The sequence below is a fragment of the Streptomyces sp. Je 1-332 genome (assembly GCF_040730185.1).
Lineage (GTDB): Bacteria > Actinomycetota > Actinomycetes > Streptomycetales > Streptomycetaceae > Streptomyces.
Genome location: NZ_CP160402.1, coordinates 7,379,303 through 7,392,871, shown reverse-complemented (window position 1 = coordinate 7,392,871; position 13,569 = coordinate 7,379,303). Strand labels below are relative to the sequence as shown.

At 70.3% G+C, this 13,569-nt stretch carries 13 protein-coding genes; 6 read left to right on the top strand and 7 right to left on the bottom strand.

What is annotated here, in order from left to right; translation table 11 throughout:
* Positions 1-2: 2 nt before the first annotated feature.
* From ABXJ52_RS33205 to ABXJ52_RS33195, 3 genes are read right to left on the bottom strand one after another with little or no spacing between them, the layout of a single operon-like run.
* The gene (locus tag ABXJ52_RS33205) at positions 3-749 is read right to left on the bottom strand and encodes a succinate dehydrogenase/fumarate reductase iron-sulfur subunit (RefSeq protein WP_367047217.1); all 747 of its coding nucleotides are present in this window, start codon (positions 747-749) and stop codon (positions 3-5) included.
* Positions 746-2,704 (bottom strand): fumarate reductase/succinate dehydrogenase flavoprotein subunit, encoded by a 1,959-nt coding sequence (locus tag ABXJ52_RS33200; protein WP_367047215.1) that lies wholly within the window; start codon positions 2,702-2,704, stop codon positions 746-748. The genes ABXJ52_RS33205 and ABXJ52_RS33200 overlap by 4 nt, the downstream gene beginning before the upstream one ends.
* A gap of 3 nt (positions 2,705-2,707) precedes the next feature.
* On the bottom strand, positions 2,708-3,379 hold the full coding sequence (locus ABXJ52_RS33195) for a succinate dehydrogenase (protein ID WP_367049448.1): 672 nt from the start codon (positions 3,377-3,379) through the stop codon (positions 2,708-2,710).
* A gap of 135 nt (positions 3,380-3,514) precedes the next feature.
* Here ABXJ52_RS33195 and ABXJ52_RS33190 point away from each other — a divergent pair, with 135 nt between their 5' ends.
* Positions 3,515-4,393, top strand: coding sequence for a LysR substrate-binding domain-containing protein (locus tag ABXJ52_RS33190; RefSeq protein ID WP_367047213.1), 879 nt, complete (start codon positions 3,515-3,517; stop codon positions 4,391-4,393).
* 63 nt (positions 4,394-4,456) lie between these two features.
* On the opposite strand, the gene ABXJ52_RS33185 is transcribed toward ABXJ52_RS33190, so the two are convergent.
* The 4 genes from ABXJ52_RS33185 to ABXJ52_RS33170 form a co-directional block, all read right to left on the bottom strand.
* Complete coding sequence (locus tag ABXJ52_RS33185; protein ID WP_367047210.1) at positions 4,457-5,212, bottom strand: VOC family protein; 756 nt, start codon at positions 5,210-5,212, stop codon at positions 4,457-4,459.
* 20 nt (positions 5,213-5,232) lie between these two features.
* Positions 5,233-7,368, bottom strand: a complete 2,136-nt coding sequence (locus ABXJ52_RS33180) for an EAL domain-containing protein (RefSeq protein ID WP_367047208.1) — start codon at positions 7,366-7,368, stop codon at positions 5,233-5,235.
* A complete protein-coding gene (locus ABXJ52_RS33175; protein WP_367047205.1) occupies positions 7,365-8,177 on the bottom strand; it encodes an SAM-dependent methyltransferase in 813 nt (270 codons plus the stop codon). The genes ABXJ52_RS33180 and ABXJ52_RS33175 overlap by 4 nt, the downstream gene beginning before the upstream one ends.
* Positions 8,178-8,513: 336 nt before the next feature.
* Positions 8,514-9,485 carry an SCO0930 family lipoprotein gene (locus ABXJ52_RS33170; protein ID WP_367047203.1) on the bottom strand — a complete coding sequence of 324 codons (972 nt, stop codon included), beginning with the start codon at positions 9,483-9,485 and terminating at the stop codon, positions 8,514-8,516.
* 213 nt (positions 9,486-9,698) lie between these two features.
* On the opposite strand from ABXJ52_RS33170, the gene ABXJ52_RS33165 reads away from it, so the two are divergent.
* The 5 genes from ABXJ52_RS33165 to ABXJ52_RS33145 all read left to right on the top strand — a co-directional run bounded on the left by ABXJ52_RS33165 (position 9,699) and on the right by ABXJ52_RS33145 (position 13,450).
* Positions 9,699-10,316, top strand: coding sequence for a hypothetical protein (locus ABXJ52_RS33165; protein ID WP_367047202.1), 618 nt, complete (start codon positions 9,699-9,701; stop codon positions 10,314-10,316).
* Positions 10,317-10,330: 14 nt separating this feature from the next.
* Complete coding sequence (locus tag ABXJ52_RS33160; RefSeq protein ID WP_367047200.1) at positions 10,331-11,095, top strand: hypothetical protein; 765 nt, start codon at positions 10,331-10,333, stop codon at positions 11,093-11,095.
* A 73-nt stretch (positions 11,096-11,168) separates the two neighbouring features.
* Positions 11,169-11,915 (top strand): nucleotidyltransferase domain-containing protein, encoded by a 747-nt coding sequence (locus ABXJ52_RS33155; protein WP_367047197.1) that lies wholly within the window; start codon positions 11,169-11,171, stop codon positions 11,913-11,915.
* Between the two features lie 41 nt (positions 11,916-11,956).
* Positions 11,957-12,175 carry a hypothetical protein gene (locus tag ABXJ52_RS33150; RefSeq protein WP_367047195.1) on the top strand — a complete coding sequence of 73 codons (219 nt, stop codon included), beginning with the start codon at positions 11,957-11,959 and terminating at the stop codon, positions 12,173-12,175.
* 705 nt (positions 12,176-12,880) lie between these two features.
* Positions 12,881-13,450 (top strand): hypothetical protein, encoded by a 570-nt coding sequence (locus ABXJ52_RS33145; RefSeq protein ID WP_367047193.1) that lies wholly within the window; start codon positions 12,881-12,883, stop codon positions 13,448-13,450.
* Positions 13,451-13,569: the final 119 nt, after the last annotated feature.

Genomic DNA, 13,569 nt, shown 5'->3' with positions numbered 1-13,569 from the left:
CCCTAGCGGCTCACCTTCCTTGTAGCCCGCAGCCACTCCTTGTTCATCGCGGAGATGGAGGGCAGCGGGATGCCCTTCGGGCAGGCGGTGGCGCACTCACCGGTCAACGTGCAGCCGCCGAAGCCCTCCTCGTCCATCTGCGCCACCATGTCCAGGACACGGGTCTCCCGCTCGGGCGCACCCTGCGGCAGGACGTTCAGGTGGTTGACCTTCGCCGAGGTGAACAGCATCGCCGAGCCGTTGGGGCAGGCGGCGACGCAGGCGCCGCAGCCGATGCACTCCGCGTGCTCGAAGGCGAAGTCCGCGTCGGGCTTCGGCACGGGCGCCGCGTGGGCCTCGGGGGCAGCACCCGTCGGGGCGCTGATGTAGCCGCCGGACTGGATGATCCGGTCGAAGGACGAGCGGTCGACGACCAGGTCCTTGACGACCGGGAAGGCGGCGGCACGCCACGGCTCGATGTCGATCGTGTCGCCGTCCTTGAAGGACCGCATGTGCAGCTGACAGGTCGTGGTGCGCTCCGGGCCGTGCGCGTCGCCGTTGATGACGAGCGAGCACGCGCCGCAGATGCCCTCGCGGCAGTCGTGGTCGAAGGCGACGGGGTCGTCGCCCTTGACGATGAGCTCTTCGTTGAGGGTGTCCAGCATCTCCAGGAAGGACATGTCGGACGAGATGCCGTCGACCTCGTAGGTGGACATGGCGCCTTCGGCGTCGGCGTGTCGCTGGCGCCAGACGCGCAGGGTGAGCTTCATGCGTAGCTCCGCTGAGTGGGGTGGACGTACTCGAAGACGAGGTCTTCCTTGTGGAGGGTGGGAGCCTCACCTGTGGCCGTGAACTCCCAGGCGGCGGCGTACGAGAACTCCTCGTCCACGCGCGCCGCCTCACCGTCCGGAGTCTGCGACTCCTCGCGGAAGTGGCCACCGCAGGACTCGGCGCGGTGCAGGGCGTCGAGGCACATCAGCTCGGCGAGCTCCAGGTAGTCGACGATGCGGTTCGCCTTCTCCAGGGACTGGTTGAACTCCTCGCCGGTGCCGGGCACCTTGATCCGGCGCCAGAACTCCTCGCGAATCTGCGGGATGCGCTCCAGCGCCTTGCGCAGACCCGTCTCCGTACGGGCCATGCCGCAGAACTCCCACATGAGCTCGCCGAGTTCACGGTGGAAGGAGTCGGGGGTGCGGTCGCCGTCGACGGCGAGAAGACGGGTGATGCGGTCCGTGGTCTCGTCCAACACCTCGCGTACGACGGGGTGTTCGTCGGTGACGGCGTCATGGTGCGGATTGCGGGCCAGGTAGTCGTTGATCGTGGACGGCAGCACGAAGTAGCCGTCGGCCAGTCCCTGCATCAGGGCGGAGGCGCCGAGGCGGTTCGCGCCGTGGTCGGAGAAGTTGGCCTCACCGACGGCGAACAGACCCGGGACGGTGGTCTGCAGGTCGTAGTCGACCCAGAGTCCGCCCATCGTGTAGTGCACGGCGGGATAGATCCGCATCGGCGTCTTGTACGGGTCCTCGTCGGTGATCCGCGCGTACATGTCGAAGAGGTTGCCGTACTTGGCCTCGACCGCCTTCTTGCCCATGCGCTTGATGGCGTCGGCGAAGTCGAGGTAGACGCCCTGACCGCCGGGGCCCACTCCCCTGCCCTCGTCGCACACGTTCTTCGCGGCGCGCGAGGCGATGTCGCGGGGCACGAGGTTGCCGAAGGAGGGGTAGATGCGCTCCAGGTAGTAGTCGCGCTCATCCTCGGGGATCTTGTTGGCCGGGCGGTCGTCACCCTGCGCCTTGGGGACCCAGATGCGGCCGTCGTTGCGCAGCGACTCGCTCATCAGCGTCAGCTTCGACTGGTGGTCGCCGGTGCGCGGGATGCACGTCGGGTGGATCTGTGTGAAGCAAGGGTTGGCGAAGTAGGCACCGCGCCGGTGCGCACGCCAGACGGCTGTGGCGTTGGAGTTCATGGCGTTCGTCGACAGGTAGAAGACGTTGCCGTAGCCGCCGGACGCCAGGACCACCGCGTCCGCGAAGTACGTCTCGATCTTGCCGGTGATCAGATCGCGCGCGACGATCCCGCGGGCCCGGCCGTCGACCACGATCACGTCGAGCATCTCGGTACGCGGGTGCATCTCCACGTTTCCCGCCGCGATCTGCCGGCTGAGTGCCTGGTAGGCGCCGAGCAGAAGCTGCTGGCCCGTCTGGCCGCGCGCGTAGAAGGTACGGGAGACCTGTACGCCGCCGAAGGAGCGGGTGTCGAGGAGGCCGCCGTACTCGCGGGCGAACGGCACGCCCTGGGCGACGCACTGGTCGATGATCTCCACGGAGATCTGCGCGAGGCGGTGGACGTTGGACTCGCGGGCTCGGAAGTCGCCGCCCTTGACCGTGTCGTAGAAGAGCCGGTGGACGGAGTCGCCGTCGTTGCGGTAGTTCTTCGCGGCGTTGATGCCGCCCTGCGCGGCGATCGAGTGGGCGCGGCGTGGTGAGTCCTGGTAGCAGAACTGCACGACGTGGTAGCCCTGTTCGGCGAGCGTGGCGCCCGCGGAGCCGCCCGCGAGGCCGGTGCCGACGACGATCACGGTGTGCTTGCGGCGGTTGGCGGGGTTGACCAGCTTGGCCTCGAAGCGGCGGGTGTCCCAGCGCTCGGCGACGGGACCGGCCGGGGCCTTGGTGTCGACGACCGGCTCTCCGGTCTCGTACTCGGCGTACTCACGGGAGGAATTCATCGGCTAGCTCACCACTCCGGTCATGACGGCCACGGGGACGACGACGAAGCCCGCTGTCAGGACGAGCGCGACGCCATTGGCGATGATCTTCAGGGCGCGGTCACGGGTCGCCCTGCCCGCGCCGAGGGTCTGCGCGGCGCTCCACAGGCCGTGGCGGACATGGAAGCCGAGGGCGGTGACGGCGACGATGTAGATGACGTTGCTGTACCACGTGGAGAACGTGTCGATGATGTTCTGGTACGGGTGCAGGTGCTCGTAGCCGCCCGGGTGCACGGTGCCGGTCGTCAGGTCCAGGATGTGCCAGACGATGAACAGGGCCAGGATGATCCCGCCCCAGCGCATCGTGCGCGTGGCGAAGCTCTTGCCCGCCTTCTTGTTGACGTACTTGGCGGGGCGCGCCCTGATGTCGCGGCGGCTGAGCTGGTACGCGGAGACGGCGTGTGCGACCACGGCGACGACGAGCACGACGCGGATCAGCCAGAGTGTCCACTCGTAGTGCATGAAGGGCTCGCCGACCGTGCGCAGCCAGTGGGCGTAGTGGTTGAGCTCCTCGGGCCCGAAGAAGATCTTCAGGTTCCCGATCATGTGGGCGATCAGGTAGAGCAGCATGATCAGGCCGCTCACCGCCATCACCGTCTTCTTGCCGACGGACGAGTCCCAGATCGTGCGCGTCATCGACGACCGTTTTCGGTCCGTCCGCGTTGCCAGAGCCATGGGACCGACGCTAAGGCCGAAAGTCCCGATCGGTCCAAGAGATGGTTCAGCTCATCTCGATAGCGAGTGGCTATCATCGGCCGTATCCTGCCGTGTATGCAGTTTCAGCAGCTCCTATACTTCGTCGCGGTGGCCGAGACCAGGCACTTCACCCGGGCCGCCGAGCAGGTGCACGTCTCGCAGCCCTCGCTCTCCCAGCAGGTCCGCGCCCTGGAGAAGGAGCTGGGCGCGGAGCTGTTCAGCAGGGCCCGCGGGAACATCGCGCTGACCGACGCGGGCGAGGCGCTCCTGCCGCTGGCCCGCCGGATCCTCGCGGACGCCGACACCGCCAGGATCGAGGTCCAGGAGCTGGCGCAGCTGCGCCGCGGCAGGATCCGTCTGGGGGCGACGCCCAGCGTCTGCACGGGCCTGCTGCCCGAGGTGCTTCGCGCCTTCCACGACCGGCACCCCGGCATCCAGCTCCTCCTGGAGGAGGGCGGCTCCCACGACCTTGTACGGGAACTGGCGCGCGGCGCCCTGGACTTGGCGATCGTCGTGCTTCCGCTGCCGTCGCCGTCCCCGGCTCTGACGACCGTGGAGCTGCTCCGCGAGGACCTGGTCGTGGTGTCGTCACCGGAGGCGCGGAAGTTCGGCGGCAGGTCGGTGCGAGTGGCCGATCTGCAACGGGAGCGGCTCGTGATGTTCCGGCACGGGTACGACCTGCGGGAGCTGACGGTCGCCGCCTGCCGGGCCGAGGGATTCGAGCCGGAGTTCGCGGTCGAGGGTGGCGAGATGGACGCGGTGCTCGGCTTCGTGCAGGCCGGGCTCGGGGTCGCGGTGGTACCCCGCATGGTGGCCGAGCGGGCCGGGCGGGGCCTGCGCATGACTCCGCTGGCCCGGCCCACCCTGCACCGCACGATCGCCCTCGCCCACCGCAGCGATGTGGCTCCGCCACGGGCTGCGCGGGAGCTGCAGCGGATGCTGTTGGAGCGGTAGGCGCTCCGGAGACGTGTTGAACGCGGGCCCGGTGGGGGCTGGGCGCGCAGTTCCCCGCGCCCCTTAAGGGGCGCTCACGGTGCCTGTCTGGGGATTCCTGACCGTCAGGCAGTACGTGCCCCCGGCCGGGTCCCGCATCACGATCCAGTGCGGGCCACGCCACACCGTCTCGGCGCCGAGCGCTTCGTGCCGGACGCGGTCCGCGTCGAGGTCGGAGCAGGAGAAGTCCGGGTGTGCCCCCGCGGGTCCGTCCTCGTCGAGGCGCTGCAACAGGATCCGGACGGGCAACGCCGGGGTCGGCTCCACGAGGTGGAACTCCGGGCGTGAACCCGGGCGGTCCGGCCACCCCGTGAAGGCGGGCCAGAAGGCCTTCTCCGCCTCCCACACCGCAGGCGGCACGTCCAGGCACACCTGGTCGAGGCGGCTCGTGGTGCCGTCCGCCGCGGCGAGCGGTTCGGGGCGTGTCCGCTCACCCTGCCACCGCACCACGCAGAACAGCTGTCCGCCCGGAGAGCGCAGGACCTCCAGGCCCTCCTCCGCGAAGACCGGGGCCGCTCCGAGCCCGCGGGCCTCGCTTGCCTTGGCGGCCACGTCCTCCACGGCGAAGTCGAGGTGAGCGCCGCCGGGGCCGTCGACGGCCTGCGCCTTGAGGCAGGCGTCGGCTCCGTCGGGAAGGAGCGTCACGAACTGGTCGTCGTCGCCGCGGAACGCGGAGAGCCGCGTCCCGGTGACCGCCGCCCAGAAGTCATGGGCCTTCGCGAACCGGTCCTTGGGCCGGTCCACGAAGGCGTACACCCACTGGATCACTCCGTCGGACATCTTCGTACTCCTCGTACTCCTCAGCTCACCGCGTCCGCCAGCGCCAGCTCGTGCAGCTGGTCCGGCGGGCCAGGCCGCGCGTAGTACCAGCCCTGCGCCGTGTCGCAACCCAACTCTCGCAGCTGATCCGCCTGCGCGCCCGTCTCGACGCCCTCCACCGTGACCGCGAGGTCCAGGCTGTGGGCGAGCGCGACGATCCCCTCGACGATCTTCAGGTCGACGGGGTCGGCGGGGAAGTGCTGCATGCCCTGCGTGAAGGAGCGGTCCAGCTTGAGGATGCTCACCGGCAGGCGGCGCAGGTTGGCGAGGTTCGAGTAGCCCGTGCCGAAGTCGTCCAGCGCGATGTCCACGCCCATCTCGGCCAGCCGTCGCAGCGGCTTGAGCAGGTCGTCGTCGGCGCCGATCAGCGCGGACTCGGTGACCTCCAGGCACAGGGCACCCGGTTCGAGCCCGACGCGCTCCAGGATCTCCACCGTGTCCGAGACCAGGCCGGGGTGGTTCAGCTGCATGGGCGAGAGGTTCACGTTCACGCGCAGCGGGCCCGCGTCCTTGTGCCGCGCCTTCCACGTGCGGGCCTGGCGTACCGATTCCTCCAGGACCCAGCGGCCGAGCGGCACGATCAGACCGGTGTGCTCGGCGAGCGGAATGAAGCGGTCCGGCCCGATGATGCCGTGCTGCGGGTGCAGCCACCGCACCAGCGCCTCGGCCCCGCGCACGCTGCCGTCGCCCAGGTGCACCAGGGGCTGGTACTCGATGAAGAACTCGCCACGCTCCAGGGCTGCGGGCAGCGCGGTGGTCAGGCCGTGCCGGGTGATGGCGCGGGCGTCGGCCTCGGGGTCGGCGAGCTCGAAGCGGTTGCCGCCCGCGGACTTCGCGCGGTACATCGTGATGTCCGCGCTGCGCAGCACCTCCGCCGCGCCGCGCTCCCCTGCCGGGCCCTCGACGATGCCGATGCTGCCGCGCACGGTCAGCTCGCGGCCCTCGACACGGATGGGCGTGGAGAGCGCGTGCATGATGCGGCCCGCGAGTTCGTCCACCTCGACCTCGGTGTCACGGCCGGTGGTCAGCGCCACGAACTCGTCGCCGCCGAGCCGCGCGACCATCTCGCCGGGCGCCGTGGCGCAGGACTGGAGCCGGTCGGCGACCTCGACGAGGAGCCGGTCGCCCGCCGCGTGGCCGAGGCTGTCGTTGACGGTCTTGAAGCCGTCGAGGTCGAGGTAGCAGAGCCCGAACCGTGCGCCGTCGCCCGCCGCGAGGGCCTTCTCCAGGCGCTCGAAGAACAGGGTGCGGTTGGGCAGGCCGGTCAGCGCGTCGTGCGTGGCCTCGTAGCGAAGGCGGAGGTTGAGCAGTCGCCGCTCGGTGGTGTCCTCCATCAACGCCAGTTGGTACTGCGGCACTCCGTCCGCGTCACGTAGCAGCGAGACGGTCAGATTGGTCCACAGGACGGTGCCGTCGGGCCGGTAGAAGGCCTTCTCCACGCGGTAGTGCTCGCGCTCCCCGCGCACCAGCTCGTCGTAGAGCTTCCATACGTGAGGGGAGTCGTCGGGGTGCGTCCAGTCCGCGACGTTGCGCCCGCGCAGCTGGTTCTCCAGGCCGCCGAACATGCGGATCAGCGCGTCGTTCACCTCGAGGACCGTGCCCGTGAGGTCGGCGATGCCGATGCCGATCGCCGCGCCGTGGAAGACGGCACGGAAGCGTGCCTCGCTGGCGTGCAGGGCTTCGGCGACGGCGCTGCGCGCGTTCAGGGCGGCCCGGGATATCGCCTCCTGCTCGATGAGGGTCCGCTCGCGAAGGGCTGCCGCGAAACCCGCGGCCACGGCGTGCTGCAGGCGCGCGCAGCGGGCCCGCAGCTCCTCCTGGGGCCCGTCGTCGCCGCAGTACAGGACGAGGTAGGCGTCCACGCAGTCGAGCGTGCGGCTCAGTGCCTCGGGGTCGGTGCAGTGCGTGCCGACGAGCGCGGCGCCGATCGCCTGGCCCTCGGCCGACTCGAAGATCCGCTCGTGCAGCGCGGCGCGCAACCTCCGTGCCAGCGGCACCAGTTGCTGCTCGAACTCGGGACGGGTCAGCGAGGTCGCCGTCACCGGGAAGATGGCACGGCTCCATATGGTGGCGAACCTGCGCACTCTGTCCTCGGGGCCGTCCGGTTCCCCGCTCATGCCTTGCGCCCCACGCCGGCGAACCCGGAGAAGGCGTACGGATCCTCCTCCTCGGGCGCGGTGTCGGGCCGCCAGCGCGGCATCGGCACGAGGCCGGGTTCCACCATGTCGTATCCCTCGAAGAACCGCGCGATCTCTTCGCGCGAGCGCATGATCAGTGGATTGCGGATGTCCTTGTAGACGCCGACGGCCTGACCGGCCTGCTCGGCGGGGATCGGCATCCCTTCGTACGAGGCGTGCGTGACGGCGATCAGGCTGCCGGGCGCGAGTGCGTCCCGCAGTTCGGCGACCGCTGTACAGGGATCGTACGCGTCCTCCACGAAATGCAGGACGGCGACGAGTAGAAGGGCGACGGGCCGGTCCAGGTCGAGCAGCTCCCCGACCTCCGAACTGCCCAGAATGTCCTGCGGTTTGCGCAGATCCGCGGCGACGACGGCTGCCTTGTCGTCACCGTCGAGCACGGCCCGGCTGTGCGCGACGGCGACCGCGTCGTGGTCGACGTAGACCACGCGGCTCTCCGGGTCCGCCCGCCGCGCGACCTCGTGGACGTTGCCGAAGGTGGGGATGCCCGAACCGATGTCGAGGAACTGGGTGATGCCCTCGTCCACGGCGAAGCGCACCGCTCGGCGCATGAAGGCACGATTCGCCTGCATGATCTTCGGCAGCCCCGGCATGTGCTCCATGGCCCGGCGGGCTGCTTCCCGGTCGACCTCGAAGTTGTGCGAACCGCCCAGGTAGTAGTCGTAGATGCGGGACACGCTGGGCATCGTGATGTCGATGCCCTGCGGGGCCCAGGCGGGACGCTCCATCAGGACTCCAAGACGTAGGCGAGACGAGCCGGTGTTCGAAGGTGAGGCTACTGATCGTCCGCCAAGGGAGCGAGTCAAAACGGAAATTGGGCGTCCGTTCTCGGTCACTGCCTGTGGCAAGTGCCGAATATCAACCCAAAGAACCGGTCCGTTCCTCCCCCGGGAGGGGGGAAAGGAACGGACCGGTAGACCGTACGCGAGGTTCTTCCGACTGACCTCCCTTCTGGCTGAGTTCTTCTTCGCACTTGCCCTTCGGCGCCGACTGCTTCTGTACCTCTATTTCCTGTACGTCTGTTTCCCGTACGTCTGCTTCCCGTACGTCTGCTTCTCGTACGTCTACTTCGGGGCGCCGACAGGCTTTCCGTCAGGGCCGGCGGCGTACCAAGTGCCGCCCACGCCCTGCCCGTTCGTGTCGCCGGGCTTCTTGTCGCCGGCGAAGGTGTACATCGGCCAGCAGTCGATCGTCTGCTGGCGCTGTCCGTCGGGGCGGTCGAAGACGACGAACCCCTTCTTGAGGATTCCCTTGGTGTCGTTCTTCTCGACGGGCGGAACCACCGGCCACTTCTCCAGGCAGGCGCCGGTGCACGCGGACTTCATCGGCCAGGCGGAGTCCTTGGTGAAGCGGTAGACGGTCATGCCGTTCTTGTCGACGACGATCTCTCCGAGCTCGGGGTCCTTGCGGGTGGAGAGCCCCGCGGGGTCGACGGGTGCGGTCTCGGCCGGGGGTTCGGCCTCGTCGGCGGCGGGCGCTGCCTTCTTGCCGTCGGGGGCAGCCGCGTACCAAGTGCCGCCCACGCCCTGCCCCTTGGCGTCGCCCGCCTTGGTGTCCTTGGCGTAGCGGTACATCGGCCAGCCGTCGATGGTCAGCTGCTTGCTGCCGTCGGAGCGGGTGACCTCGCCGAGCAGGGACTTGTCCACGCCGGGCGGGGGCGCCGCGCCCTCGGGGGACGCGACGGGCCACGTCGTGGCGCAGGCGCCGTCGCAGTTCGACTTGGGGGGCTGGGCGGTGTCCTTGTCGAAGCGGTAGAGCGTGCGGCCCTCGCTGTCGGTGACGACCTTGCCGAGCTTCTTGCTGTCCCAGACGGCGAGTTGACCTGCGGCTTTCGCCTTGCCCGCGCCTTCCTTCGCGTCGCCGGTGTCGGCGCCGTATCCGTCACCCGCCCCGTACCCGTCCGACTTGGCCGGGGCCTGGTTGCCCACGTTCTGTCCGTTCGGCGACTGGTCCCCCTTCTCCTGACCGCACGCCGTCGTCAGCGCCAGCATGGCCGCAGCTGTCGCTACGAGTGAGGCGCTCCGCCAGGTCTTCATCTGTAACTCCCGCGTTGCTTGGGGTATCGCGCCGCTGAGTGCGTCACGCATGGCCCTAGGTACGGGTGGGGACGGCCGGTGCGTTCAACCGGCGGTCAAGATTCTTTTGTTCGTCAAGCTCACGCCCGGCGTCTCCTCCCTTCGGGTCACAAGAGGGCGGCTTCGGCGTGGCAGGGCGACACGCTGCCCATGATCCCTGACGTGTATGGATCCATGAGGGCCTCGTCCGGCCTGGTCACACGCTTACCGGCGCTGCTGGTACTGGCATGGCTGCTCGGTGCGCCGGCGGCTGCCGCGGTACCGGCCACCGCCTTCGCCGCGGCGCCGTCGGTCGCGCCCGCGGCACTCGCCGTGGCGCCCGCCGTCGCGCCCGCCGACAACTGCGGCTACGCCTCGATCGGTGACGGTTCCGGCGGTGACGCCGTGGCTGTCGCGGGTGACGGAGTGGTCTGCAGAGCGGGCCCCACGCGCCGCCCGAAGCCTCCGCCTCCGCCGCCTCCACCACCTCCGCCGCCGCCCGCTCCGGCGCCGCCGCCTCCGCCTCGTCCGGAGCCACCGGCGCCCGAGCCGCCGCCTCCCCCGCCGCCACCGCCACCGGCGGCGCGCCCGGCTCCTCCTGAGCCCGCGCCGCCACCGCCGCCACCGCCGCCGCCGAGCCCGAAGCCGACTCCCACCGATCCCCCCAAGGTCACGCCGAAGCCGGTGAGTTACCCCGCTTACCGCGCCGCGCCCCGCAGGACGCCGCCCCGCAGCGGCCCGTCCCTGGTCTCGCTCACCCTGCTCATCACCGCGCCCGCGGTGCTCGCCGTCGCCGCGCTGCGGCCTCGCTGACCGTCGGAGGTCCCATGTCGGAATGGCTTGTTCTCACCCTCGCGATGGCGGCCGCGTGTGGCGTCGTCCTCGTCGTCACCTTCCTGCGGCACCGCAGGACGAGCCCGGATTACGACGCTTCGGAGACTCCGGACGTCATCGAGTACATGACGATGATGATCGGCGTGGTGTACGCGATCGTCCTCGGTCTCGCCATCGCCGGTGTCTGGGAGGCCCGCAGCGTCGCCCAGGACCATGTCCACAGCGAGGCCCAGGCGTTGCACGAGGTGTCGGAGCGTGCGCGGGTCTATCCGGCCGACGTCCGCGAACGCATCCGTACGGACGTGGAGGCCTACGTCAGCCACGTCGTCACCACCGAATGGGACGTCATGGCTGACCGGGGCGAACTCACCGACCGCGGCAGTCAACTCCTCGCCCGCGTACGCCATGACGTCACCGATTACCACCCCAAGTCCGACTTCGAGGCGCAGGCCTACCAGCCGCTGGTCGACGCGGTCGCGGCTGTCGCCGACGCGCGCAGCTCCCGGGGTGACAGCGCCGGGGCCACGATGCCAGGGGTGGTCTGGTTCGGGCTCATCACGGGCGGTCTCGTCACCGTCGGCATGATCTTCGCCCTGCAGATCCGCCGCACTCCGCGTGAGCTCATCCTCGCGGGGCTGTTCTCGGCCTTGATCGCGTTCCTGCTCTTCCTCATCTGGGACTTCGACGCCCCGTACAGCCGCGGCATGGCGGCCACTCCCGAGCCGTTCCGCGAGCTCTTCGGCGATCTCGGGAAATGAGCAGAGCGAGGCCCCGCCCGCCCGGTTCGGGCGGGGCCCGCCGCACCGCCGTCCGGTGCGGCACAGTTGGGCCATGGAAATCTTCGAACCCACCCGTGCCGCGGCGGAGTTGGTGCAGGCGCAGCACCCTGACGCACTGGCGGCGTTTCTCGGTGGGAGCGCGGTGACGGCACGGCGTACCCCGTACTCCGATCTGGATGTCGTGGTGGTGCTGGCCGGCGAGCAGGAGCCGTCCCGCTCCAGCCTGCGTTTCGGCGCGTGGCCGGCCGAGGTGTACGTGCACAGCGAGGCGAGCTGGTGGTGGTTCGTGCGCAGGGAGATTCCGCAGCGGAGCTCGCCGTTGTTGTCGATGTGCGCCGACGGTGTCGTGATCGTGGACCGGGACGGTACGGGCGCCAGGCTGCAGGACAGCGCACGGGAGTTGATGGTGGCGGGGCCGCCGGAGGTGACCGCGGGGGAACTCGAGGACCGGCGCTACGCACTCACCGACCTCCTCGACGACCTGGCCGGGTGCACGCACGTCGGCGAGCGCCTGTTCATCACCACCGAGATCGCCCGGCGGCTCGGCGAGTTCGTCCTCCTGCGTACGGGGGCGTGGCTGGGCGGCGGAAAGTGGCTGGCGCGGCGCGCGGACGAGGTGCGGCCGGGCTTCTCCGCCGAGCTCGAAGCGGTGACTCGGGAGGCTCTGGAGGGCAGGACCTCGGGTCTCGTCGCGCTGGTGGACGAGGTGCTCGCGCCGTCCGGCGGGCGCCTCTGGGAGGGCTACCGCCGTAGCGGGTACCCCGGCTCCGCGCCACCGGCTTCGCACGCAGGTCCGTAAACCGTGCTGCGCGGCGGCTCCGTGCGGCGCACTCTTGGGGCATGACCTGGCAGACACCGATCATCGTCCACCCGCCCGCCGCCGACGGCGGACGGCGGATCACCGTGCGCGGGCAGGCCGTCGGCGTCGCGCGCGACGACCGCGACCTGGTGGAGTTCCTGCGCCGCGCGGGCCTCGGCGACGCCGACATGGCCCTGGACGACCCCCACCTGGTGGAGTGGCGCGGCGGCGGGGCACATGTATGGGACAAGGACTCCTGAGCCACCCCGCTCCGGGCGGTGGACCCACCGCCGGGCCGAACTGACGCTCGGGAAGCGCCAGTTGGACGCGGCCATCCGGTGTCGCCGGACAGGCGGGCGCATCAGGAGCATCAAATGCCGAGGGGCGTGCGCCGTGCTTCGGTGGTCGACGGGCCACCTCGGTGCGGGGTGGTCACCTTGTCTCCCGGGGGGGGGTGAGGTTGCTGGATGTTGCCCTGGCGTTCGCCTCGCGTCGTGGGGGCTCCGTTGAGGCTGGCTGGCGGCGCCGGGTGCGTGCTGCGACTGCGAAACAACGGCCATGCGCCGAGCAACGCAGGTGAGTACTCCCCAGCGACCCCGTAGACCGTCGCAGCAACCACCGGCCGGCCAGCTACGCCGGCGACAGCCGGCTTCGCCCCCGGGCGTCCAGCCCCCTCGTCGACTCGCCCGAGGCGAAGCGGTCGCCCCCCTCCGGCACCGGAACGGTGACCCTCACCCCCACTCCGAGCCGGCCCGCCCCATCTACACCCCACCCCCCCACGCACCCCCGAACCCACCCCACGACACCCCGCGCCGTTCCCCTGTCCGGCCCACACCGTTGCCCCGTTCGCGCGACTGGCGTCGCGGGTGGGGTGGGGGCTGCTTAGCGTTCTGGCATCGAGGTGCATACCAGGTGAAAGCGGAAGAAGGTCCGCGGCTGCTCCTCGGGGACCCGGAGGAATCATCATGCGCGCGATACGCGTCGCCTCGGCCGCTCTTCTCGCCGCCGGCACCCTGACCCTCACCGCCGCCGGCGCCACCCCCGCCTTCGCGGACGAGAACGACACGAACAACAACATCACTTCGTTCGGCTTCCGCGTCGAGCCGTCCACCATCGCCGCAGGCGGCCAGGTCACCCTCAGCGTGGACGGCTGCGAGGGGAACACGACCGTCACCTCCGGCGTCTTCAACGACGCCCAGATACCCCAGGGTCAGCAGTCGACCACCGCGACCGTCTTCGAGGACGCCAAGCCGGGCGCGATGTACGAGGTGACCTTCGACTGCAAGGGCGAGAAGGGGACGACGGACCTCACCATCGCCACGGGCCGCCCCACCCACCAGCCCACGCACCACCCCACCCACCATCCGACCGCCCCGGTCCGCCACGGAGTCAAGGCCGGCACCGGCGGTAGCCTCGGCGGGCTCGATCTGCATGAGATCGCCCTCGGCGGCGCCCTGATCGTGGGGACGATCGGCACCGCGTACTACAGGACGCGTCGCCGCACCGAGGACGGCAACGGCAACGGCAACTCCTGACACCCGTGCCCCTCTCCCAGTCGCAAAGTCGCCGCCCGGACATCCCGCTGTGCTCAGCGGGGCGTCCGGGCGGTGGCATGCGGGTGGCATGCGGGTGGGTACGAACCGCCGCCCGGCCG

Bases quoted from the DNA above. Each gene is read 5' to 3' on its own strand.
- ABXJ52_RS33205 (WP_367047217.1), bottom strand. From the start codon at position 749: ATGAAGCTCACCCTGCGCGTCTGGCGCCAGCGACACGCCGACGCCGAA.
- ABXJ52_RS33200 (WP_367047215.1), bottom strand. From the start codon at position 2,704: ATGAATTCCTCCCGTGAGTACGCCGAGTACGAGACCGGAGAGCCGGTC.
- ABXJ52_RS33195 (WP_367049448.1), bottom strand. From the start codon at position 3,379: ATGACGCGCACGATCTGGGACTCGTCCGTCGGCAAGAAGACGGTGATG.
- ABXJ52_RS33190 (WP_367047213.1), top strand. From the start codon at position 3,515: ATGCAGTTTCAGCAGCTCCTATACTTCGTCGCGGTGGCCGAGACCAGG.
- ABXJ52_RS33185 (WP_367047210.1), bottom strand. From the start codon at position 5,212: ATGTCCGACGGAGTGATCCAGTGGGTGTACGCCTTCGTGGACCGGCCC.
- ABXJ52_RS33180 (WP_367047208.1), bottom strand. From the start codon at position 7,368: ATGAGCGGGGAACCGGACGGCCCCGAGGACAGAGTGCGCAGGTTCGCC.
- ABXJ52_RS33175 (WP_367047205.1), bottom strand. From the start codon at position 8,177: ATGGAGCGTCCCGCCTGGGCCCCGCAGGGCATCGACATCACGATGCCC.
- ABXJ52_RS33170 (WP_367047203.1), bottom strand. From the start codon at position 9,485: ATGAAGACCTGGCGGAGCGCCTCACTCGTAGCGACAGCTGCGGCCATG.
- ABXJ52_RS33165 (WP_367047202.1), top strand. From the start codon at position 9,699: ATGAGGGCCTCGTCCGGCCTGGTCACACGCTTACCGGCGCTGCTGGTA.
- ABXJ52_RS33160 (WP_367047200.1), top strand. From the start codon at position 10,331: ATGTCGGAATGGCTTGTTCTCACCCTCGCGATGGCGGCCGCGTGTGGC.
- ABXJ52_RS33155 (WP_367047197.1), top strand. From the start codon at position 11,169: ATGGAAATCTTCGAACCCACCCGTGCCGCGGCGGAGTTGGTGCAGGCG.
- ABXJ52_RS33150 (WP_367047195.1), top strand. From the start codon at position 11,957: ATGACCTGGCAGACACCGATCATCGTCCACCCGCCCGCCGCCGACGGC.
- ABXJ52_RS33145 (WP_367047193.1), top strand. From the start codon at position 12,881: ATGCGCGCGATACGCGTCGCCTCGGCCGCTCTTCTCGCCGCCGGCACC.